This is a genomic window from Myxococcus guangdongensis, from assembly GCF_024198255.1.
In the GTDB taxonomy this organism is placed as follows: Bacteria; Myxococcota; Myxococcia; order Myxococcales; family Myxococcaceae; genus Myxococcus; species Myxococcus guangdongensis.
In genome coordinates this window covers 444,445-465,780 of record NZ_JAJVKW010000008.1, presented here as the reverse complement: position 1 = coordinate 465,780, position 21,336 = coordinate 444,445, and the positions used below count along the sequence as shown (strand labels likewise).

The window sequence follows — 21,336 nt, the reverse complement described above, 5'->3', positions numbered from 1 at the left end:
TGTCGCCCTCAGACCAGGTACAGCATGGGGAACAGGAAGATCCACACCAGGTCGACGAGGTGCCAGTACATGCTGCCCAGCTCGACCATCGTGTAGTTCTTCGGACCGAAGTCGCCCTTCCGGAAGGCGCGAATCATCGCCACCGTCAGCACGCCCATCCCGATGAGGACGTGGAGACCGTGCAGCGCCGTCGAGCAGAAGTAGACCGTGAAGTACAGCGAGATGCCCGGCAGCTGGATGTCCGGGTAGCTGTAGTAGCGGCCCGGCAGCGTCCCGACGTGGAACTTGTGGCTGTACTCGAAGTACTTGATGACGAGGAAGGCGACCGCCATCAGGAGGGTGAGCGCCAGCATCACGCCCACCTTCTTGTTCTCGCCGTGCTTCGCGTGGTGCACCGCGAGCGCCGCCGTCAGCGAGGACGTGATGAGGACCACGGTGTTCACCGTGCCCATCGTCAGGTCCAGGCTGCGGCTGCCCGCCGCCCACGCCTCCGGGAACAGGAAGCGGTAGCAGCCGTAGCAGACGAAGAGGCCGGCGAAGAGCAGGATTTCCGTCGCCAGGAACAGCCACATCCCCAGACGGGCGGCGTGGTTCTGCACCTCGAGCGACGCGAAGTGCATCGCCAGGCGCGGCGTGTTGGCCGCGCCGTCGGCGGTGTGAGCGCTAGACTGCATCGGGAACCTCGGCCTTCTTCGGGTCGACGTAGAAGTGGGGCTCCTCGGGGAACGTCGGCTGAGGCCCCACGAAGTTGTGCGTCGGCGGCGGCGACTCGCTCACCCACTCGTAGCCCTTGCTGCGCCACGGGTTCTTGCCAGCGGCCTTGCCGTACACGAGCGCGTACGCCAGGTACATGGCGATGATGATGAACCCGAAGGCCAGGAGCGTCGCGCCCGCGGTGGAGGCGACGTTCAGCGCCTGGAAGCGCTCCGGATAGTCATAGTACCGGCGCGGCATGCCGTTGTTGCCCAGGAGGAACTGGGGGATGAACGTGGCGTTGAACCCCAGGATGATGAGCGCCGCGGACACCAGGCCCCATCCCTCGTGGTACGTGCGCCCGAACATCTTCGGGAACCAGTAATGCAGGGCGGCCAGGAAGGCCATGATGGTCGCGCCCACCATGATGAAGTGGAAGTGCGCCACGACGAAGTAGGTGTCGTGCCACGCCACGTCCAGCGACACCGTGCCCAGCGCGATGCCCGTCATGCCACCGAACACGGTGAAGAACAGGAAGCCGCAGAAGTAGGCGAAGGGCGTCTTGAAGTCGACCGCGCCCTTGTAGACGGTGCCCACCCAGTTGAAGACCTTGATGGCGGTGAACACACCCACCAGCATGGTCAGCACGCCGAACACGCCGGCGTCGAAGGTGGACTGGCCGGACACGAACATGTGGTGGCCCCAGGCGAAGAAGCCGACGAAGGCGATGCCCAGGGAGGAGTACGCCACCGCGCGGTAGCCGAAGAGGTTCTTGCGGCTGTACGTGCTGACGATCTCACTCATCACGCCGAAGGCCGGCAGCACCATGATGTACACGGCCGGGTGGCTGTAGAACCAGAACAGGTGCTGGAAGAGCACCGGGTCGCCGCCGCGCGCCGGGTCGAACATGCCGAAGCTGAACAGGTTCTCCACCGTCACCAGGACCAGCAGCAGGCCGATGACCGGCGTCGCCAGCACCTGGATGCAGCTCGTCGCGTAGATGGCCCACACGAACAGCGGCATCTTGAACCAGGTGATGCCCGGCGCCCGCATGGTGTGGCAGGTGACGATGAAGTTGATGCCCGTGGCGATGGAGCTGAAGCCGATGATGAACGCGCCGAACAGCACCGGCGCCACCGTCGTCGTCGTGTGCGTGCTGTACGGCGTGTAGAACGTCCAGCCCGTGTCCAGGCCGCCGTTGAGCATGCCCCACAGCGCCAGCACCGCGCCCGCCAGGTAGATGTAGAGCGAGGCCAGGTTCAGCCGGGGGAAGGCCACGTCCTTGGCGCCCAGCATCAGCGGCAGCATGAAGTTGCCGAAGACGGCCGGAATCGCCGGAATCATGAACAGGAAGATCATGACCAGGCCGTGGAGCGTGAACGTACGGTTGTACGTCATCGCGTCCATGATGGTCGGGCCCGGGGTGAGCAGCTCCACCCGGATGAGCAGCGCGAAGATGCCGCCCACGAGGAAGAAGAGCAGGACCCAGAACAGGAACATCAGGCCGATGCGCTTGTGGTCCACCGTCAAGAGCCAGCTCTTGATGGTGGTGCCGTCCACCAGATAGCTCGGGTGGTGGTCGTGGTGCTCGTCGTGCGGGGCGGCCCCCGCCGTATCGAGGCTACTGGATGGGGTCATAGGCGGGTCCCTCGGAGGCGCCCTCGCGGACGTTCGGAGTGCGAAGCGACTTGATGTACTCGACGATGGCGGCCGTCTCCGGGCCCTGCAGCTTGCCCTGGTACGTCGGCATCACGTTCTGGTAGCCCGCCACCAGGTGGGCTCCCGGGTCCATCATCGACTGGGTGATGTAGGCCTCGTCCACCCGGATGTCCTGACCGTCGTCGAGCTTCTCCACGCGGTCATACATGCCGAGGAAGGTGGGGCCGATGTGCGCCGAGCCGTCCACCGAGTGGCACTTGAGGCAGCCCTGCGTGCCGGCCAGGATCTGCCCCTGCTCGACCATCCGGGCGACCGGCGGCACCAGAGAGGTGTCCGCGAGCGCGTCCTGACGGTCCTGCAGCCGGCCGCGGCGCTGCTCCTTGATCCAATCCTCGTACTCCTCCTCGGGGAGCACGACGACCTCGGCCAGCATCTTCGAGTGCGACAGGCCGCAGTACTCGGTGCAGAGCACCTGGTACGTGCCGGGCTTGGTCGCCTCGAACCAGATCTGCGTGTAGCGACCCGGCAGCGCGTCCATCTTGATGCGGAACGCCGGCACGTAGAACGAGTGCAGCACGTCACGGGACGTGATGAGCAGGCGCACGGGACGGTTGGCGGGGACGTGCATCACGTTCACGCCGTTGGGGCCCTCCGGGTAGGAGAACTTCCACATCCACTGCTTGCCCATGACGTAGACGTCCATCGCGTCCTTGGGCGGCGTGGTGACCCAGGTGAAGTCCCGGAAGCCGATACCGAACCAGGCCAGGAAGAACACCAGCGGCACGGAGACGAAGAGGAACTCCGTCTTCAGCGTGGGGACGACGTACTCCGTCGCCTGGGCGGGGAGCCGCCGGCGGTACCGGAAGAACATGAACAGCGCCGCGAGGCCGACGCCCGCCGACATCACCATCGTCGTTCCCACGACGAAGTGGTGCAGCAGGTCGACCCGTTCCGCGAACGTGGACGCGCTCTCCGGGAGGAACAGAAGGTTGTTGAGAAGCTCGCTCATGCCGCCGCGCCTTTCTTCAGCTCGCGCCTCCAGAAATAGATCAGCATCGTCGCCAGGGCGAAGAAGACGGCCAGTGCGCCCAGGCGGATGAACCCGAAGATGTAGAAGCCGTACCGCCGGGTGGCGGTGTCATACTTGAAGCAGGACATCACCACGCGGTCGAAGCTGGTCCCCACGCGACCACCGGCCGCCTCCAGCAACGCCAGCTTCATGTCCTTGGGAGGGAAGTCCGTCCCGTACAGGTACCGCGACAGCGTCCCTTCCGGCGTGAGCACCATCACCACCGCGGGGTGGGCGTACTGCCTGGTGCTCTCGTCGTACGTGTACTTGAAGCCCACCGCGTCCGCGAGGCGGCGAATCTCCGCGTCCGTCCCGGTGAGGAAGTGCCAGGGCGCGCTCTCGGGCTTGCCCATGGACTGAAGGTGCTTGCGCCGGCGCTCGTTGCTCATCGCCGGGGTGTCCTCGGGGTCCACGCTGATGGTGACCGCCTCGTAGTCGCGGCCCAGCTCCAGACCCAGCTCCCGCATCGTCTTCACCTGGGCGTTGAGCACCAGGTTACAGAGCATGGGGCAGTTGTAATAGACGAGCGTCAGCAGCGTGGGCAGCGTCTTGGGCAGCACCGTCCCCAGCGTCACCTCCTGGCCATTCGAGTCCAGGAAGTGGGTCAGCGGCGGCACCGGGTCACCCAGGTGCTCCTCCACGTCCACGCCCTTCAACTGGGGCGGGGCGTCCTGCTGGGCCTCGACGATGGAGCGGGGCGTCTTGCCACCGCCCGGCATCGCCGGGGCCGGAGTCGCCGTGCCCAGCACCAGGGCCACCGCGACGAGCATCCCCAGGCGTGGGGCGCACTGGGGGATGTAGGAGAAGAGGGACATCATCGCGAGCGGCTCTTACGTGATGCTGGCGGCGGAAGCTACTGCCGAGGAGCCGGGGTCGGCTCCTGGGGCTGCTCGGGGGCCGGCGCCGGGGCGGGCGGGGGCGGGGCGTTCTGCTTGGTGATGACCGTCTTCATGGCCTCGTCCAGGGACGGGTGGGCCTTGACACCGGGCTGGTCACCCCAGCCGGCCTTGAGCGCCTGCTGCTGGCCGCCGATCTTCTCCTCGGCGTGCCAGTCCTGCTCGAACAGGCGCTGGTTGACGATGCCCACCTCGTACTGCCCCATGGCCGCCGGACGCGGGGGAGGACCGTCCGGCTGGGCCTCCTTCATGGTGCGCACCTGGATCATGTAGGCCCAGACGATGCCGACCGCGAAGATGACGAGCGAGCCGACACCGATGCCCACCACCTTGCTCATGACGATGTGGTCTTCCTCGGCGGCCACACCGTGGGCGCCGACGATGACACGCGACTCGAGCTCAGATTGGGTCTTCTTCATGGCTGCACGTACCTCAGGGACTCCGCGATGTAGGGGTCCTTCACCGGCATCGTGTAGTTGTTGCTCGCGTTCTTCAGCGCGAAGCCCACCGCGATGCCACCCACGCCCACGAACGAGGTGACGAGCGTGAGGATGGTCAGCGGGTTGATGCTGGGCCCCTGGTCACCCGTCAGCGCCGGCCAGATGAGCCAGTACAGGTCGAACGCGTGCACCGCCAGCAGGTAGAAGGCCACCAGCGACAGCTTGCGGGGCTGCAGCTTCAGATTTCGCGACAGCAGCGTGAAGAACGGCAGCACGAAGTGCAGGAAGAACAGGGCGATGGAGGCCGGCTTCCAGGCGCCGAAGATGCGCACACCGTACCAGGGCGCCTCTTCCGGGATGTTCGCCACCCAGACCAGCAGGAACTGGGAGAAGGCGATGTAGGCCCAGAACGCCGTGAAGGCCAGCATCAGCTTGCCCAGGTTGTGGAAGTGGGCCGTCGTCACCAGGTTGCCGAACAGGCCCTGGCCCCGAGCGTACGTCGCCGCGATGGTCAGGATGCAGAAGGCCGACAGGAAGCTGCCCGCGAAGTAGTAGACCCCGAAGATGGTCGACTGCCACAGCGGCGTCAGGCTCATCAGCCAGTCGAAGGAGGCGAAGGTGATGGTCAGTGCCAGCGGGGGCAGCATGCCCGGAGAGAAGCGGCGCAGCCGCCGGGTGAAGTCCAGGCCCCCCTCGGTGTCCTGCTGCACGCTGAGCTTGCGCAGCTTCCACGCGGCGAAGATCCACACCGCGAAGTAGATGACGTGGCGGACGGCCGTGAAGGTCGGGTTCAGGTAGAAGTGGACCTTGTGGCTCAGGTGCTCCGCCTCAAGCCCCGTGATCTTGGCGTTCAGCGGGGAGCTGTCCAGCCAGGGGTAGAGGTAGTTCGCCATGAAGGCGAGCGGGAGGATGAGCACCACGAAGATGGGGATGGTGGACGCGCCCGTCTCCATCGTGCGGCGCAGCAGGATGAGCCACTTGGCCTTGGCCGTGTGGAAGATGGCGATCATGATGATGAACGCCACGCTGATGCCCACCCAGTAGCTGAACGCGAGCAGGTAGCTGTGGGCGGCGATGCCCTTCGCGTCGGTGGCCAGGTACACGGCCAGGGTGGCCAGGATGCCCAGGACACCCACGCCGAACGCCGGCACCATCAGCTTCGGCGTGCCGGTGTATCGCTCGAGGGGAACGGAGGCTTCGGCGGCGGGGCTCATCGGTTCTCCTGCGGAACGGGCTGCTGACCGGCCGTCCGGATGTTGCGGGCTTCCTGAAGCGCTCGCACGTAGGCGACCACGGCCCAGCGCTCGCGCACGTCGAGCTCGCCGGAGAAGGACGGCATCACGCCGTAGCCCTCGTTGATGGCCGTGTAGAAGTGGCCCGCGGGCTTGGCCTCCAGCTCCAGCAGCGACGGAGGCAGGCGCAGGGCCATGTTCTCCGCCACCACGCTGTTGCCGTCGCCGAGCACGCCGTGGCACTGCGAGCAGACGATGTTGTACTTGCGCTGGCCCAGGGTCAGCAGCGCCTGGTCCACCGTCACGGGGATGGTGGCCGCGGGCTGACCGTTGGTGCGGCCGGTGACGGCCGTCTGGCGGGCGACGGGGTCCTTGATTTCCGGCACGCTGCCGAAGCGCTCACGGGGAATCGTGTGGGCCGGCGGCTGGCGCATGGCCCGGCCGTCCGCCCAGAAGTCCGAGGCCTCGTAGTACTCGTACTTGGCCTGGTGCTCCATGCGCTGCAGGAACTCCGAGGGGACGTCGCAGCCCGACAGCGCGACGAGTCCGGCGGCGGGGATGAGCCACCTCATTCCTTCTCTCCCGTGACGACGGTCACCTGGGTGGCACCCAGGGCCTTGAGCTGGTCGATGACGGCCGCGGCGTCCTGTCCCGGCGCGTGCGGCACGCCCAGCCAGTAGCCGTGCGTGGACGCCGAGCGGAAATCCTCGGACTCGAAGACCGTGTGGTAGGGCTGCGGCAGCCGGCTCAGCCCCAACAGGCCGAAGAAGATGCCGAACGCGGCGAACAGCACCGTCAGCTCGAACGTGATGGGCACCCACGCCGGCAGCGACAGCAGCGGGCGACCGCCGATGTTCAGCTTGTAGTCGATGGTGTTCATCCACGTCTGCATGGAGAGCGCCGTCACCATGCCGGTGAGGCCCCCGCACAGCGCGATGAAGGGCACGCGGGACGGCGGGAGGCCCAGGGCCTCCGAGCCGCCGTGCAGCGGATAGGGGGAGTACGTATCCATCCCCTGGAAGCCCTTCTCGCGCATCTGGCGGGTGGCATCCACGAGGATGTCTGGCGTCGCGAACTCGGCCAGCACCCAGGAATCGAGGACCTTGGCTTCCATGACTCTAGTGCGCTCCGTGGCTGTTGTGGTGGGCGGCGTGCTTGAGCTCGAGCTGGAGCTCCTTCACCTCGCTGATGGCCACCGCGGGCACGAACTTCAGGAACAGCAGGAACAGGGTGCCGAACAGGCCGAGCGTTCCCACGTAGATGCTCCAGTCAACCCAGGTCGGGGTGTAGATGCCCCACGACGACGGCAGGAAGTCCTGGCTCAGCGACGTGACGATGATGATGAAGCGCTCGCACCACATGCCGATGTTCACGGCGATGGAGGCCACCCACATGATGGGGACGCTGGTCCGGCACTTCTTGAACCAGAAGATGTTCGGCGTGACCACGTTGCAGGTGATCATCAGCCAGTACACGCCGGCGTAGGGGCCCGTCGCGCGGTTCACGTAGAAGGTCCAGAACTCGTACTGGTTCTGCGAGTACCACGCGATGAAGTGCTCCATCAGGTACCCGTAGGAGACGAGCAGGCCCGTCGCCAGGATGACCTTGTTCATGTTCTCCAGGTGCCGGTCGGTAATCACGTCCCGCAGGCCCAGGTACTTGCGCGCCGGGACGATGAGCGTGATGACCATCGCGAAGCCGCTGAACACGGCGCCGGCCACGAAGTAGGGCGGGAAGATGGTCGCGTGCCAGCCGGGCAGCAGGGAGACGGCGAAGTCGAACGAAACGATGGTGTGCACCGACACGACCAGCGGCGTGGAGAGGCCGGCCAGGAGCAGGTACGCAATCTTGTAGTTGTGCCAGTGCCGACCGGAGCCGCGCCAGCCGAGCGCGAACAGGCCGTAGATGGTGCGCTGGAGCTTCGTCTTGGACGAGTCACGCAGCGCGGCCAGGTCCGGGATGAGGCCCACGAACCAGAACAGCGCGGACACCGTGAGGTACGTGGAGATGGCGAACACGTCCCACACCAGCGGCGAGCGGAACTGCGGCCACGCGCCCAGGGTGCTGGGGTACGGGAACAGCCAGAAGGCGAACCAGGGACGGCCCGTGTGGAGCAGCGGGAACAGACCCGCGCACATCACGGCGAACAGCGTCATGGCTTCGGCGAAGCGGTTGATGCTCGTGCGCCACTTCTGCTGGAAGAGCAGGAGGATGGCGGAGATGAGCGTACCGGCGTGGCCGATGCCGACCCACCAGACGAAGTTGATGATGTCGAAGGCCCAGCCGACCGGCTGGTTGTTGCCCCACACGCCGATACCGCGGGCCAGCGTGTAGGTGACACCGATGACGAGCAGACCCAGCGCGCTGAGCGACAGGCCGAAGAGCATGAACCAGCCCTTGCCCGGCTTGCGCCAGACATGGTCCAGCAGCGTCTCGTTGAGTGACTTGTCGTCGTGGTGCGGCGCGACGAGGTCCCGTGGCTCGAGCGGATCGAGCGGGTGGTGGGCAGCGGTCTCGGCCATGGCTTAGTGGCTCCCTTCCTGCGGCGCGGCCTTGGCCGGCTCGAGGGCGGTATTCGGGTTGCGCACGCGGATGAGGTGCGCGGTGCGCGGACGGGTGCCCAGCTCGTGCAGGAGCTTGTAGGCGCGCACGTCCTCATGGAGCTGCGAGACGAGCTGCTTCTCGTCGTGGAGGGAGCCGAAGACGATGGCCTGGGCGGCGCACGTCTGCTGGCAGGCCGTCTTGAGGTCGGCCTCCTTGATGAGCTCCTTCTTGACGCGCGCGTCGATGCGAACGCGCTCGATGCGCTGGACGCAGTACGTGCACTTCTCCATGACGCCGCGGTTGCGCACCGTGACGTCCGGGTTCATCAGCATCTTCTCGGTCGCCGTCTTGTCCGCGGTGTAGTGCAGGTAGTTGAAGCGGCGGACCTTGTAGGGGCAGTTGTTGGAGCAGTACCGCGTGCCGACGCAGCGGTTGTACACCATGTCGTTCAGGCCCTCGTCCGAGTGCACCGTGGCGTTCACCGGGCACACGTACTCGCAAGGCGCCTTCTCGCAGTGCACGCACGCGACGGGCTGCATGACCATCTTCGGGTCGTTCTCCGGACCCTCGAAGTACCGGTCGATGCGCAGCCAGTTCATCTCGCGGCTGACGGCCACCTGGGCCTTGCCCACCACCGGGATGTTGTTCTCGGCCTGGCAGGCGATGACACAGGCGCTGCAGCCCGTGCAGCGCGACAGGTCGATGGCCATCGCCCACTTGTAGCCGTTGTACTCGAAGGGCTCGAGGTTGTCCTGGATGCCCAGCTTCAGCTCACCCTTCACGCGGTGCAGGGTGTGCTGGGTGGCGACCGAGGGGTTCTCCAGCTCGGACAGGGGCATGTCCAGCGCGATGGGGCGGTTCTCCATGCGCCAGTGCGTCTGGGTCAGGCTGAACTTGTGGCTGCCGCGCACCTTGGTGAGCGTGGCGCCGCCGTCGAACCAGGGGTTCTTGCTGCTGCGGATGACGTTGACGTCGAAGCCCACGCCCTTGGCGACCTGCTCGTGCAGGCCGTTGCGGCCGTAGCCCAGCGCCACCGTGACGGTGTCGTCCTCGTGACCGGGGACCACCCACACCGGGACCGTGAGCTTCTGGCCGCCGTAGGACAGCTCCGCCAGGTCGCCGGGGGACAGGCTCAGCTTCTTGGCCGTGTCCGGGCCGACGAGCGCGGCGTTGTCCCAGGTCATCTTGGTGATGGGCTCGGGCAGCTCCTGCAGCCAGGAGTTGTTGCCGAAGCGGCCATCGTAGACCTTGTAGTCGTTGATGAAGTTCAGCTCGAGGTCACCCGAGGCCGGGGGCGTGTAGCCCGCGACCAGCGAGGCCGCGGCGCCGAAGTCCGGGGCGGTGCCCACGGCGGCGGAGGCGGTGTTCTCGATGAAGCCCTGGGACACCCAGGTCTCCCAGCGCGCCTCGAAGTCCGCCGCGTTGGCGGACTGGCCGCGCCAGTAGTCGCGCAAGAGCTGGTAGGCGGGGCGGAAGGGCTCGTCCAGGAACATGGCGAGCAGCTCCGCCTCCGGCACGCCCGCGAAGAGCGGCTGGATGAGCGGCTGCGCGATGGAGACGGTGCCGTCCACCGAGCGACCGTCGCTCCACGTCTCCAGCGGGTGCGCCGCGGGGATGAACCAGTCGACGTGCGCGCTGGTCTCGTCCTCGTAGAGGCCCGTGTAGATGACGTTCAGCTTGGCGCGGTTGGGGTGCTCCTTGCTGAGCACCTTGGCCAGGCCGATGTCCGCCGGCAGCGTGTAGACGGGGTTGTAGGCGGTGATGACCAGCGTGTCGACGCGGCCCGCCTCGATGTCCTCGACCAGGGCGCGCGCCTGCGACAGGCCGGTGGCCTCCGCGATGGACGCCTGGACGTAGCGCACCGTCTTGTTCGCGTTGCCGAGCGCGTCGTTGAGCGCGTGGGCCAGCGCGTGCACGGCGGCCGGCTGACGCTCACCCGCGATGACGAGCGAGCGGCCGGGACCGGCGGCGCGCAGGTCGGCGGCGACCGCCTGCACCCAGTTGCCCATGTCACCGCGCAGCGCCGACTTGGCGGCGGCCGGAGCGGCGAGCGACGCGGCGCTGCCACCCACGGCCTGGGCCACGGCGGCGGCCAGTCCGAGGATCTCCCGGGACTTCAGGCGCTTGCGGTGGTCGGCCATGCCGCCGGTGATGGAGAAGCGGGCCTCCGCCATGTACAGGCGGTTGAGCTTGCCCTTGCGCGGGTCGCGGCGGTCCGCGAACTCGCGGATGTGGCGCAGGTTGCCCGGGCAGCTCTCCAGGAAGTCCGCGTCCAGCGACAGCACGACGTCCGCGTTGGCGAAGTCGTACAGCGCGGTGACGTGCTGGCCGCCGAACATCGTGCGCAGCGCGTCCGCGCTGGTGTCCTGGTTGGAGGACGCGCTGAAGAAGCGCGCGTTGGGCAGCTTCTTCAGGATGCGGTTGCGCAGGTCACCCGTCAGCGGCGAGCCCACGGCCTCCGTGAGGAAGCGCACGCGCGAGCCACCGTTGGCCGACTTGTTCGCCAGCCCGGCGATGGTCTCGTTGAGCACGCGCAGCGCGCGGGGGCTCTTGCCCTGGCGTAGCACGCGGGCGCGGCTGGGGTCGTACAGGGACAACAGCCACGCCTGCTCGAAGGTGCAGGCGGCGCCCTGGTTGATGGGGTGGTCCGGGTTGCCCTCGATCTTCACGGGGCGACCCTCGCGGGCGGTGATGAGCAGGCCGGACGTATGGCCCGACAGCGTCATCGCGGACGCGTAGTGCAGCGGGTTGCCGGGGGTGACCTCCGGCGGCGTCTTCGTGTACGGCAGCAGCTTCTCGTCCTGGGGACGGGTGCTGCACGCCGTGGCGCCAGCCAGCGCGAGCGACGCGCCGAGCAGCTGCATGAACTCGCGGCGCACGAAGCCGGAGGGGGGCAGGTCCGCGCCCGCGGGGAACTCGGGGCGGGTCTCCTCCATGTACTCGGAGGCGCCGAGCTTCTCCTCGAGGCTGCGCCAGTACGTCTGGCCGTAGCCGTGCTCGGAAGCGTTCGCGTGCTGGGCGGCGTGGTCCAGCGCCTCACCCACGGCGTCGGGCGCCTTGGCGGGTCGGTCCGAGACGACCGGGAGCGCGAAGGAAGAGGACTCCTGCGACGGGGTGCCGTCGCGCTTCGTGTTCATCGGTGGCATGTGGAGCAGCTCTCGCGCGAGTGGACGTCGTACTCTTCCTTCAGCTTCTTGCCGAGCGCGGCGGCCTCGGCCTTGTCCTTGGGCGGGGTCCACGTCATCGACGTGATGAACTCCGCGGGCCGCAGGTTCGGCTCGGGGTTGCGGTGACACTCGAGGCACCACGCCATGGTCAGCGGCGCGGCCTGCTCGATGGCGCCCATCTGGTCCACGCGGCCGTGGCACGTGGCGCAGCCGACGCCCTTGTTCACGTGGATGGAGTGGTTGAAGTAGACGAAGTCGGGCAGGTTGTGGACCCGCACCCACTGGATGGGCATGTCCGAGAAGAAGGCCTTGCGCACCTCGGTGAGGTACGGGCTCTTGTTCCAGACCTGTGCGTGGCAGGACATGCACACGGTGGTGGACGGGATGCCCGCGGAGGGCGCCTTGTCCACTGACCAGTGACAGTACTGACAGTCGATCTTCTCGTCACCCGCGTGGTGGCGGTGGTCGAATTCGATCGGCTGTTCGACGGGCATCTGCTGGTTCGTGACGTACGGAGACCGTACGTACGCCATGAGGCCGCCGATGCCGATGGCGGGCACGGCAAGAAGCGCCGCGGCGGAGAGCCGAGACACCGTGTTCGTCCAGCGTGGAAACAGAGGGCCGCTCATACCAGGACCATGGGCAAGGGGGCTTCAACGACTACGGTGAACGGTGAGGAGGAAGAGGCGAACGCGCGACTGCACGCGAACAGCGGCGGAACGATCCCGGCCCCGAGGGGGCGGGGGGGCGGCTCCTGGCGCGCGGAAGACGAAGCAGTCACGTCCAACGAAACCTCTATGGATGTTGCCGCGGGCAGGTCCCTCCTCCTGTCCAACCCAGCGCGGCGCGGGACCATTGACCATCGACACCGCAGTGTCAACCATTCTGATGTTGTGTGGCCGTGGGATACCATTTCCTCGCGCGGAGGCGGGAAATCGCGGTCCGGACGCGATGAATCTCTCTTCTGGCGGGAGGAAGCGACGTTGAGTCGTTTCCGGCTGAGACGGATCATCTCCCCTGTTTCAGCGGGCATTTGATCCGCGTGTCGGCCCTCACCGACAATCAGCCTCGCGCCGGTGCGTGGGCTGACTCACTCCGCGTCGGAGTCCTCGTCGCCCCCATCCGGTGCGCGCCAGCGTTCGCGGCGGCGGGCGAGCAGCTTCTCGACCAGCTCCCGGGCGCGGGCATCGCGGTGATAGTGGGGGTCGTGTCGGGTGCCCTTGCCCTGGTTGCAGCGGGCGCACGCAAGGGCCAGGTTCTCCAGCGCATCGGTGCCGCCGGCGGTCTGCGGGACGATGTGTTCGATGGTGGCCCGGCTGATGGGCTCCCCATCCAGACCCACCAACAGGTGGGCGTTGCAGTGCAGGCACTTGCCCAGCCAGGCCTCGCGCCCGCGATGTTCGGTGCGCTCGAAGGTGAGGTCCGTGGCGATGATGCCCAGAATCCTGCGGCGCTTGGCGGTGCTCATCCTACATCTCGAGGACGGAAGGACCGGCGAGGGCGAAGACGCGCTCGCCGGGGCGGCGGGCCACGTCGAGTCCGCCGGTGAAGGCGCTGAAGGCCGGGAGGACTCCCACATCCCGACCCAGGTGGAAGCATGGGAGACGCAGCCGGTCCCCGCCAGCCGCCAACCGCACCGTGGGGTGCACGTGTCCCGCCCACACGTAGCGACCTGACTCGGGGGTGGGGTGGTGGGCGAAGCGGAAGGGGCCTTCATCCAGGTGGGACTCGTGGACCTCCAGTCGCCACGCTTCCGGTGGCGGGCCGGCCCTGAGGTCATGGTTGCCCCGGATGAGCACCATCGTCACGTCGGCGTGGGCTTCGCGCCAGGCGGCGAGTCGTTGGACGAGGGTGGGGGTGAGGCCTTCGCGGGCGTGGACCAGGTCACCCAGGACGAGCAGCCGGCGGGCGTTGGTGGAGATGAGGGCGGAGGACAGTCGGGCCAGGTCCTCGTCGAGCACACCCAGGGGGAGGGGGATGCCGTGGCGCTGGAAGCTCTCCGTCTTGCCCCAGTGGAGGTCGGCCACGGCGAGGGTGCGGGCCTCGGGCCAGAGCAGGGCTCGCTCCGGGAGGAGCTCCAGCGGGGTGCCGCCTACGCGGACCTGGCATCGTCGCGGGTCCATCGCTCCTTCATTCGCTCCACGCGCTCCAGGAGGGACTCGTTGGAGACGCTGGCGCTGATGCGCTCGACGACCAGGGGGAAGGCCAGGGGCGTGGGCCTGCGGACATGGACCTGCTCCACGGGGCCGGCCTCGAGTCGCTCCAGGGCGTGCTCGAGGCGGACCTGTTCGAATTGCTGTTCGAGCACCTCGCGTCGGGCCTGGAGCAGCAACAGGTGTCCGGGGTCGTGGCGGGCGAAGACGTCGTGGAGGAGGGCGGCGCTCGTCTGCACCTGCCGCGTGGACTTGCGGGCTCCGGGGAGGCCCGGGAGCACCAACCCCGCAACGCGGGCGATGTCCCGGAACTGGCGCCTGGTCAGCTCGCCCACGTTGACGCTCTCCAGCACGTCCTCCTCCAGATGCTCACGCGTGAAGAGCGCGGGGCGCAGCGCCTCCTCGAAGGGGAAGGGCGCGGGGGTGACGAGCTCCAGGCCGTAGTCGTTCACCGACACACTGAAGGTGGCCTTCCGCAGCCGCGTCAGCCTCAGGGCGAGCAGGGCTGCGAGGCCCTCGTGCACCCGGCGCCCTTCGAAGGGGTAGAGGAAGAGGTGGTGACCGTCACGCGTGTGACACAACTCCGCGAGCACCGAGCTCGCCGCGGGGATGCGGGACAGCTTCTCCTGGGTCTCCAGGACGGGCCACGCGGCGGCCAGCTCATCGGAGGTGACGTCGCCGTGGCGCGCGGCGTCGAGCGTGCGGCGCACCGCGGCCGCCAGGGATGTGGACAGTGGCAGTCGGCTCCCACCCCAGCGCGGGGTTCGCGTCACCTTCGCCTTCGCGGGGCGCACGTAAGCGGTGAGCCCTTGGAGTCGGTTGAACTCGAGCTTCTTGCCGCCGAACTGGAAGGTGTCTCCGGGGCGCAGGCGGCTGACATAGGACTCCTCCACGCTGCCCAGGCGGCCCCCGGTCCAGTAGCGAAGCTCCACCATCGCGTCGGAGGTGATGGTGCCGATGTTGAGCCGATGCAGCCGCGCGACGCGTGTGTCCTTCACGACAAAGCGGCCCTCGTGCTCCTCCACGCGGCGGAACTCGGGGTAGGCGCTCAGCGTGGGGCCGCCCTCGCGCACCAGCGTGAGCGTCCAGTCGAACTCCTCGTCGGTGAGGTTCGCGTAGGCGGCGGCGCTTCGGACTTCTTCGCGCAAGGCTTCGCGAGTGAATCCGCCACCGAGCGCGCACGTGACGAGGTGCTGGGCGAGCACGTCCAGGGGCTTGCCAGGGGGATGGCGTGACTCGACTTCCTTGCGCGCGAGGGCATCCCGGGCGGCGGCCATCTCGACCAGTTCCAGCGCGTGCGTGGGAACGAAGAGGATGTTGCAGGTGGCACCAGGACGATGGGCTCCGCGTCCTGCTCGCTGCATCGTCCGGCCGATGCCCTTGGGGCTGCCCACCTGGACCACGCGCTCCACGGGGCCGAAGTCCACGCCGAGGTCCAGTGAAGAGGTGCACACCACGAAGCGCAGCGTGCCGTCCTTGAGGCCGCGCTCCACGCGCTCGCGCTCCTCCTTGTCGATGGAGCCGTGGTGCAGCGCGAGCAGGTGCTCCCACTCGGGGCGAGCGAAGCGGAGGCCTTCGTACCAGCGCTCCGCCTGGGAGCGCGTGTTGGTGAAGATGAGCGTGGACTGCTTCGGGTCCATCCTCGCCGCCACACCCGCCAGCATGGTGAAGCCCAGGTGCCCCGCCCAGGGGAAGCTGTCGACGGTCTCCGGCAGGAGCGTCTCCACTTCCACGGGGCGCTCCATGTCCGCGCTGATGAGCGTGGGTGTGTTCCCGGTGCCGACGACATGGCGCGCGGCTTCGTCCAGGTTGGCCAGCGTCGCGGACATGGCCCAGGTGTGCAGTCGCGGCGCGAAGTGACGAAGCCGCGCCAGGGCGAGCTCCGTCTGTGTTCCCCGCTTGGCGCCGAGCAGCTCGTGCCACTCGTCGACGATGACGGCGCGCAGGGAGGAGAACAGCTCCGGCGCGCGCTCGTTCGACAGCATCACGGAGAGGGACTCGGGAGTGGTGATGAGCACCTCGGGGAGTCGCTCGCGCTGACGCTGACGCACGGACGACGAGGTGTCCCCGGTGCGGCTCTCCACGTCCAGGTCCGTGTCCAGCACGGCCAAGGGTTCGAGCAGCGCCCGCTCCACGTCGCGCGACACCGCCCGCAGCGGTGTCACGTAGAGAATCTGGAGCCCCGTCTCGCGATGCTCCACCACGTCCGCGAGCGGACCGAGATACGCGGCATAGGTCTTCCCCGCGCCAGTGGGGACGTGGATGAGCCCGCTCTGTCCTCTCGCATATGCGGCCCAGGACTCCTCCTGGAACGCATGGGGTGTCCACCCCTTCGACGCGAACCACGCGCGCAGCCGATCCATCGGCGGAGGACCTCCCGTGCTTCGCTCACGAGGGGGCGTCCGCTTGCGGCGCTTCGGGGGAGAGGGTGTCCCGGTTTCGCCTCGGAGCGCCTTGCGTCGGGCCTGGAGCTGCGCCCTCAGCGAGGGCGACCTACGCGCCGGCATGGAGCAGCTCCTTGAGCGAGTCCAACGAGTCGGCGTCCTGGGGCTTCTTGTCCGTGCGCCACCGGGCGATGCGTGGGAAGCGCAGCGCGACGCCGGACTTGTGCCGGGGCGAAGACTGGATGCCCTCGAAGTGCAGCTCGAAGACCTGCTCGGGCTCCACCGAGCGCACCGGTCCGAACTTCTCCCGCGTGTGCGAGCGAATCCACCGGTCCAGCTTGCCAATCTCCGCGTCCGTCAGGCCCGAGTACGCCTTCGTCACCGGCAACAGGTCCGTCCCGTTCCACACCGCGAAGGTGTAGTCCGTGTACAGCGACGAGCGTCGCCCATGTCCCGGATGCGCGTAGAGCAGCACCGCGTCCACGGTGAACGGGTCGATCTTCCACTTCCACCAGTCGCCCCGCCTGCGGCCCGTGAGGTACGCGGAGCTCCTGCGCTTGAGCATGAAGCCCTCGACGTTGCGCTCGCGGGCCTCGCTTCGCGTGTGCGCCAGCGCCTCCCACGACTCCGCCTCCACCGCGGGCGAGAGGGGGAAGCGGGGATGTGCCTTCAACAAGGCCTCGAGCCGTCCGCGTCGCTCGTGCAGTGGCAGCGCGCGGATGTCCTGTCCTTCGTGCTCCAGCAGGTCGTAGACGATGAAGGCCGCGGGGGCCTCCGCGAGCACCTTGGCCGTCAGCTTCTGTCGACCGATGCGACGCTGGAGCCGCGCGAAAGGCAGGGGCTTGCCGTCCTCGTACGCGAGCACCTCGCCATCCAGCACGGTGCCTTCCGGCAGGGCCTTCGCGGCCTCGGTGATTTCGGGGAAGCGCTCGGTGAGCAGCTCCTCGCCTCGGCTCCACAGGTACACGTCTCCGTGACGGTGGATGAGCTGGCCCCGGATGCCGTCCCACTTCCACTCGACCAACCAGTCCGACAACTCACCCAGCGCCTCGGGCGGCTGCTCCAGGGGGGAGGCCAGATAGAACGGATACGGCCGCGAGCTCTCCGCGTCGGAGACATCCGGTGAGATGAGCTGCTGGAAGAACTCGCGCGACGGTGTCCAGGTGCCCATCAGCCGATGCGCGACATCCGGCGCGGGCAGCCCCGCGACCTTGGCCACCGCGCGCACGACCAACGTGGAGGACACGCCCACGCGCAGCTCGCCCGTGAGCATCTTGTTCAGGAGGAACACCTCGCGCCGGGGCATCGAGCGCCACCAGGACACGACCTGCTCGCGCTGCTCGGCCACGTCCAGTTCACGCAAGGGCAACAGCCGCTGGGTGAGCCACACCGAGAGCGGCAGTTCCTCCGGCTCCGTGGGCCGCTCCAGGTTGTCGAGCAGGAGGGCGATGACCTCGGCCAGGTCTCCGACGGACGCGTACACCTCCGCGAAGAGCCAGTCGGGGATGCCCGTCAGCTCCTGCGTCCATCCGACGAGCAGCTTCGTGGTGAGCAGCCGCTTCAGCTTCTGTCCCGTGAGGAAGTACAGCGCCCACGCGGCGTCGTCGGGAGGGGCCTCCGTGAAGTAGCGGGTGAGCGCGTCCACCTTCGCGTTGGTGGACATGGTCTGGTCCAGCCGCTCGTACAGGTCCGCGAGTCGTCGCACGCGTCAGTCCTCCGCCTCGCCCTCGAAGGGCGTGGCCAGCGGGGAGGCATCCACCCCCTTCTCTCGGAGGTAACGCGCGAGGGGCTCCGCGGAGCCGTGGGTGGTCAGCACCCGCTCGGCGCTGGTGTCCTCCACCGTGCGCAGCAGGTCCGGCCAGTCCGCGTGGTCCGACAACACGAAGCCCCGGTCGAAGCCGCGCCTGCGCCGGTTGCCGCGCACCCGCATCCACCCCGAGGCGAAGCCCGTCTCCATCTCCCCGAAGCGGCGCATCCACGTGGAGCCGCCCGCGCTCGGAGGCGCGAGCACCAGCGCTCCCGCGAAGGACGTGCCCTTCTCCACCTCCGACACGAGCTGCGTGGGAATCATCTTCACCCCCGCTTCCCGATACGCCTCCACGAGGCCGTGCATCGCCCCGTGGATGAAGGCGGGCCGGTCCGTCAGTCGCGCCAGCTCCGCGAGGATTCGCTGCGCCTTGCCCAGCGCGTAGCAGAACAACACCACCGAGCGCCCCACCGCGCGATTGGCGTCCCACCATCGCAGGATGTCCTCCGCCACCATCCGCGCGTCGTCCCAGCGGAAGATGGGCAGGCCGAACGTCGCCTCGGTGATGAACGTGTGGCAGCGCACCACCTCGAAGGGCGCGCACGTCGGGTCCGCCGCGCGCTTGTAGTCGCCGGACACGACCCACACCTCGCCCCGGTGCTCCAGTCGGAGCTGTGCGCTGCCCAGGACATGGCCCGCGGGATGGAAGCTGACGGTGACGTCGCCCATCTTCAGCGGCTCGCCATAATCCAGGGTGTCGATGGCGGAAGTGGCCCCCACGCGGCGCCGCAGCAGGGACTCGCCTGCTCGGGTGCCCAGGTAGCGCTGGTGGCCGGAGCGCGCGTGGTCGCCGTGGGCGTGGGTGATGAGGGCCCGCTCCACCGGCTGCCAGGGGTCGATGTGGAAGCCCCCGGGCTCACAGAAGAGCCCCTGGGGCGTCACCGTGACGAGCGGCCTTCGAGGTTTGAAGGAGACGGAGGCGTCCACAGTCCTTCTGAAATAACGAGGGCTTCCAGGGGTGACCACCCAGGGTGCGCGTGCCTCTCACCTCCGCCGCTCGCCGGCACGCTCGCCAGGCGCCCATGGCTCGCGCCCGCCCGCCGCGCGGGAAACATCCCGTCATCGTGGACGGGTGCGATGTCCCTCGCCCGGGGAGGGGCTCCGCGCTACACCGGTGAGGCCGTCGCGAACCGTGGTTTCTGCTCGCGTGGAGTGAGGCGCGAGCGCGGCTCCCCGTCGCTGTCCGGGACGGGCGATACTGGTCGCGGGGGAAAGGTCATGACGATGGATGCACAGGAGCGGAAGGCGGCGTATCGCCAACGCGCGGAGCAGGGCGAGTCGGTGCCGGTGTCGGTGGAGTTGCCGGCGGACCTCGACACGCCGCTGTCGGCGTATCTGAAGCTGGGCGGAGGCTCGCGCGGCTTCATCCTCGAGTCGTGCTACGGCGGCGAGCGCTTCGGGCGCTACAGCCACGTGGGCACCCACGCCGCGGGGCGTGTGCGCCTGGACGCGCAGGGGGCCACGTTGTGGCGTGGCTCGCGCGAGGAGCGACGCGAGGGCAAGCCGCTGGACGTCCTGCGCACGTTGTGGCGCGAGCTCGCCGTGGCGCGACTGCCGGGCGAGGCCCCGTTCCTGGGCGGCCTCGTGGGGTACATGGGCTACAACTGCATCTCGTGGATGGAGCCCACCGTCCCGGACCGGCACCCGCGCGACACCTCGTTCCCGGACTCCGAGTGGCTCATCAGCGAGGACTTCGTCACGCACGACTCGCGCACCGGGACGCTCAAGGTCACCGCGATTGCCCGGCCGTCGCTCCATGGCAGCGTGGCCCATGCGCTGAAAGACGCGGAGGAGCGCGCGCAGGCCATGGCGCAGAAGCTGCTCAAGCCGCTGCCTCCCGAGGCGTATGTGCCCTCGCCTCGCATGAAGGGAGACTCCGCGCCCGTCGCCTGTTGGGACCGCGCCGGCTACGAGGCCGCGGTGGAGCGCTCCAAGGAGTACATCCGCGCGGGTGACATCTTCCAGGTGGTGCTCGCGCGGCGCTTCGAGGCGCTCGGCGCGCCTCCGCCGCTGTCGCTCTACCGCGCGCTGCGACGCGTGAATCCGTCTCCGTACTTGTTCCTCGTCGAGATGGGCGAGGCCCGCGCGCTGGTGGGGGCCTCGCCGGAGCTGCTGGTGCAGGTGCGCGACGGGGACGTGGTGGTGCGGCCCATCGCGGGCACGCGTCGACGGGGGGCCTCCGAGGCGGAGGACCTGGCGCTGGAGAAGGAGCTGCTCGCGGACGAGAAGGAGCGCGCCGAGCACATCATGCTGGTGGACCTGGGCCGCAACGATGTCGGCCGCGTGGCGGCGCCCGGCTCGGTGCGCGTCGAGGACCTGATGGTCATCGAGCGCTACAGCCACGTGATGCACATCGTCTCGCAGGTGCGCGGGAAGCTGGACTCGAAGTTCGACGCGCTCGACGCGCTGGCCAGCACGTTCCCCGCGGGCACCGTGTCCGGGGCTCCGAAGATTCGCGCGATGCAGATCATCGACGAGCTGGAGGTGCAGCGACGCGGACCGTACTCGGGCGCGGTGGGCTACCTGTCCTTCTGCGGCACGCTGGACGTGGCCATCGCGCTGCGCACCTTCTTCGTGGACGGGGACAAGACGTTCTGGACCGCGGGCGCGGGGCTGGTCGCGGACTCGGTGCCGTCGAAGGAAGCCGATGAGACGGAGGCCAAGGCCGGCGCCATGGCCGCCGCGCTCCGGCTGGCTCGCGAGGGAGGTGGGCGATGATTCTCGTCATCGACAACTACGACTCGTTCACCTTCAACCTCGTCCAGCTCCTCTACACGCTGGGCGCCGAGGTGAAGGTGGTGCGAAACGACACGCTCACCGTGGAGGCCATCGCCGCCGAAGGCGCGTCGCACCTGGTGATTTCACCCGGGCCCTGCACGCCGCACGAGGCCGGTGTCAGCGTGGCCGCCATCGCGCAATCGAAGGTGCCGGTGCTCGGTGTGTGTCTGGGGCACCAGTCCATCGGCGCGGCCTTCGGTGGCAACGTCATCCGCGCGCCCGAGCCGGTGCATGGCAAGTCCGCGCGCATCCGTCACGAGGGCTCGGGCGTGTTCACCGGCGCGAGCCAGGGCTTCCAGGCCGCGCGCTACCACTCGCTGGTGGTGGAGGCGTCCTCGCTGCCCGCGTCCCTGGAGGCCACGGCGTGGAGTCAGGACGGGCTCATCATGGCGCTGCGCCACCGCGAGCGGCCCGTCGTGGGCTTCCAGTTCCACCCCGAGAGCGTGCTCACCCCCGAGGGTCCCACCCTGGTCCGCAACTTCCTGGAGGGGCGTCTCTGAGAGGGGACATCACC

General features: G+C 68.3%; 18 protein-coding genes. 2 read left to right on the top strand and 16 right to left on the bottom strand.

From position 1 onward, the window contains the following. Positions 1–8: 8 nt before the first annotated feature. The 16 genes from LXT21_RS25895 to LXT21_RS25820 form a co-directional block, all read right to left on the bottom strand. The gene (locus LXT21_RS25895; RefSeq protein WP_046715925.1) at positions 9–674 is read right to left on the bottom strand and encodes a cytochrome c oxidase subunit 3 family protein; all 666 of its coding nucleotides are present in this window, start codon (positions 672–674) and stop codon (positions 9–11) included. Next, positions 664–2,331 carry a cytochrome c oxidase subunit I gene (gene ctaD / locus LXT21_RS25890; RefSeq protein ID WP_254040854.1) on the bottom strand — a complete coding sequence of 556 codons (1,668 nt, stop codon included), beginning with the start codon at positions 2,329–2,331 and terminating at the stop codon, positions 664–666. The genes LXT21_RS25895 and ctaD overlap by 11 nt, the downstream gene beginning before the upstream one ends. Next, the gene (gene coxB / locus LXT21_RS25885; protein ID WP_254040853.1) at positions 2,315–3,361 is read right to left on the bottom strand and encodes a cytochrome c oxidase subunit II; all 1,047 of its coding nucleotides are present in this window, start codon (positions 3,359–3,361) and stop codon (positions 2,315–2,317) included. Before coxB ends, ctaD begins: the two co-directional genes overlap by 17 nt. Next, on the bottom strand, positions 3,358–4,239 hold the full coding sequence (locus tag LXT21_RS25880) for an SCO family protein (protein WP_254040852.1): 882 nt from the start codon (positions 4,237–4,239) through the stop codon (positions 3,358–3,360). The genes coxB and LXT21_RS25880 overlap by 4 nt, the downstream gene beginning before the upstream one ends. Positions 4,240–4,274: 35 nt before the next feature. Beyond that, entirely contained in the window at positions 4,275–4,736 is a 462-nt protein-coding gene (locus LXT21_RS25875; protein ID WP_254040851.1) for a hypothetical protein, read from the bottom strand. Continuing rightward, complete coding sequence (locus LXT21_RS25870) at positions 4,733–5,971, bottom strand: hypothetical protein (protein ID WP_254040850.1); 1,239 nt, start codon at positions 5,969–5,971, stop codon at positions 4,733–4,735. The genes LXT21_RS25875 and LXT21_RS25870 overlap by 4 nt, the downstream gene beginning before the upstream one ends. Further along, on the bottom strand, positions 5,968–6,561 hold the full coding sequence (locus LXT21_RS25865; RefSeq protein WP_254040849.1) for a c-type cytochrome: 594 nt from the start codon (positions 6,559–6,561) through the stop codon (positions 5,968–5,970). Before LXT21_RS25865 ends, LXT21_RS25870 begins: the two co-directional genes overlap by 4 nt. Continuing rightward, positions 6,558–7,103: a DUF3341 domain-containing protein gene (locus LXT21_RS25860; protein ID WP_254040848.1), complete on the bottom strand. Its 546-nt coding sequence runs from the start codon at positions 7,101–7,103 to the stop codon at positions 6,558–6,560. The genes LXT21_RS25865 and LXT21_RS25860 overlap by 4 nt, the downstream gene beginning before the upstream one ends. A gap of 4 nt (positions 7,104–7,107) precedes the next feature. After that, positions 7,108–8,511: an NrfD/PsrC family molybdoenzyme membrane anchor subunit gene (nrfD, locus tag LXT21_RS25855; protein ID WP_254040847.1), complete on the bottom strand. Its 1,404-nt coding sequence runs from the start codon at positions 8,509–8,511 to the stop codon at positions 7,108–7,110. Between the two features lie 3 nt (positions 8,512–8,514). Continuing rightward, a complete protein-coding gene (locus LXT21_RS25850) occupies positions 8,515–11,670 on the bottom strand; it encodes a TAT-variant-translocated molybdopterin oxidoreductase (RefSeq protein WP_254040878.1) in 3,156 nt (1,051 codons plus the stop codon). Next, positions 11,667–12,329 carry a cytochrome c3 family protein gene (locus tag LXT21_RS25845; RefSeq protein ID WP_254040846.1) on the bottom strand — a complete coding sequence of 221 codons (663 nt, stop codon included), beginning with the start codon at positions 12,327–12,329 and terminating at the stop codon, positions 11,667–11,669. The genes LXT21_RS25850 and LXT21_RS25845 overlap by 4 nt, the downstream gene beginning before the upstream one ends. 461 nt (positions 12,330–12,790) lie before the next feature. Then, complete coding sequence (locus tag LXT21_RS25840) at positions 12,791–13,168, bottom strand: HNH endonuclease (RefSeq protein WP_046715915.1); 378 nt, start codon at positions 13,166–13,168, stop codon at positions 12,791–12,793. Position 13,169: 1 nt separating this feature from the next. Then, the gene (gene pdeM, locus LXT21_RS25835; RefSeq protein ID WP_254040845.1) at positions 13,170–13,823 is read right to left on the bottom strand and encodes a ligase-associated DNA damage response endonuclease PdeM; all 654 of its coding nucleotides are present in this window, start codon (positions 13,821–13,823) and stop codon (positions 13,170–13,172) included. Further along, positions 13,793–16,216 (bottom strand): ligase-associated DNA damage response DEXH box helicase, encoded by a 2,424-nt coding sequence (locus LXT21_RS25830; RefSeq protein WP_254040844.1) that lies wholly within the window; start codon positions 16,214–16,216, stop codon positions 13,793–13,795. Before LXT21_RS25830 ends, pdeM begins: the two co-directional genes overlap by 31 nt. A 130-nt stretch (positions 16,217–16,346) precedes the next feature. Further along, positions 16,347–17,942 carry an ATP-dependent DNA ligase gene (locus LXT21_RS25825; RefSeq protein ID WP_254040843.1) on the bottom strand — a complete coding sequence of 532 codons (1,596 nt, stop codon included), beginning with the start codon at positions 17,940–17,942 and terminating at the stop codon, positions 16,347–16,349. Positions 17,943–17,945: 3 nt separating this feature from the next. Continuing rightward, positions 17,946–19,010: a ligase-associated DNA damage response exonuclease gene (locus LXT21_RS25820; RefSeq protein WP_323394947.1), complete on the bottom strand. Its 1,065-nt coding sequence runs from the start codon at positions 19,008–19,010 to the stop codon at positions 17,946–17,948. Between the two features lie 258 nt (positions 19,011–19,268). On the opposite strand from LXT21_RS25820, the gene LXT21_RS25815 reads away from it, so the two are divergent. After that, positions 19,269–20,762, top strand: coding sequence for an anthranilate synthase component I family protein (locus LXT21_RS25815; protein ID WP_254040877.1), 1,494 nt, complete (start codon positions 19,269–19,271; stop codon positions 20,760–20,762). Further along, positions 20,759–21,322: an anthranilate synthase component II gene (locus LXT21_RS25810; RefSeq protein WP_254040841.1), complete on the top strand. Its 564-nt coding sequence runs from the start codon at positions 20,759–20,761 to the stop codon at positions 21,320–21,322. The genes LXT21_RS25815 and LXT21_RS25810 overlap by 4 nt, the downstream gene beginning before the upstream one ends. Positions 21,323–21,336: the final 14 nt, after the last annotated feature.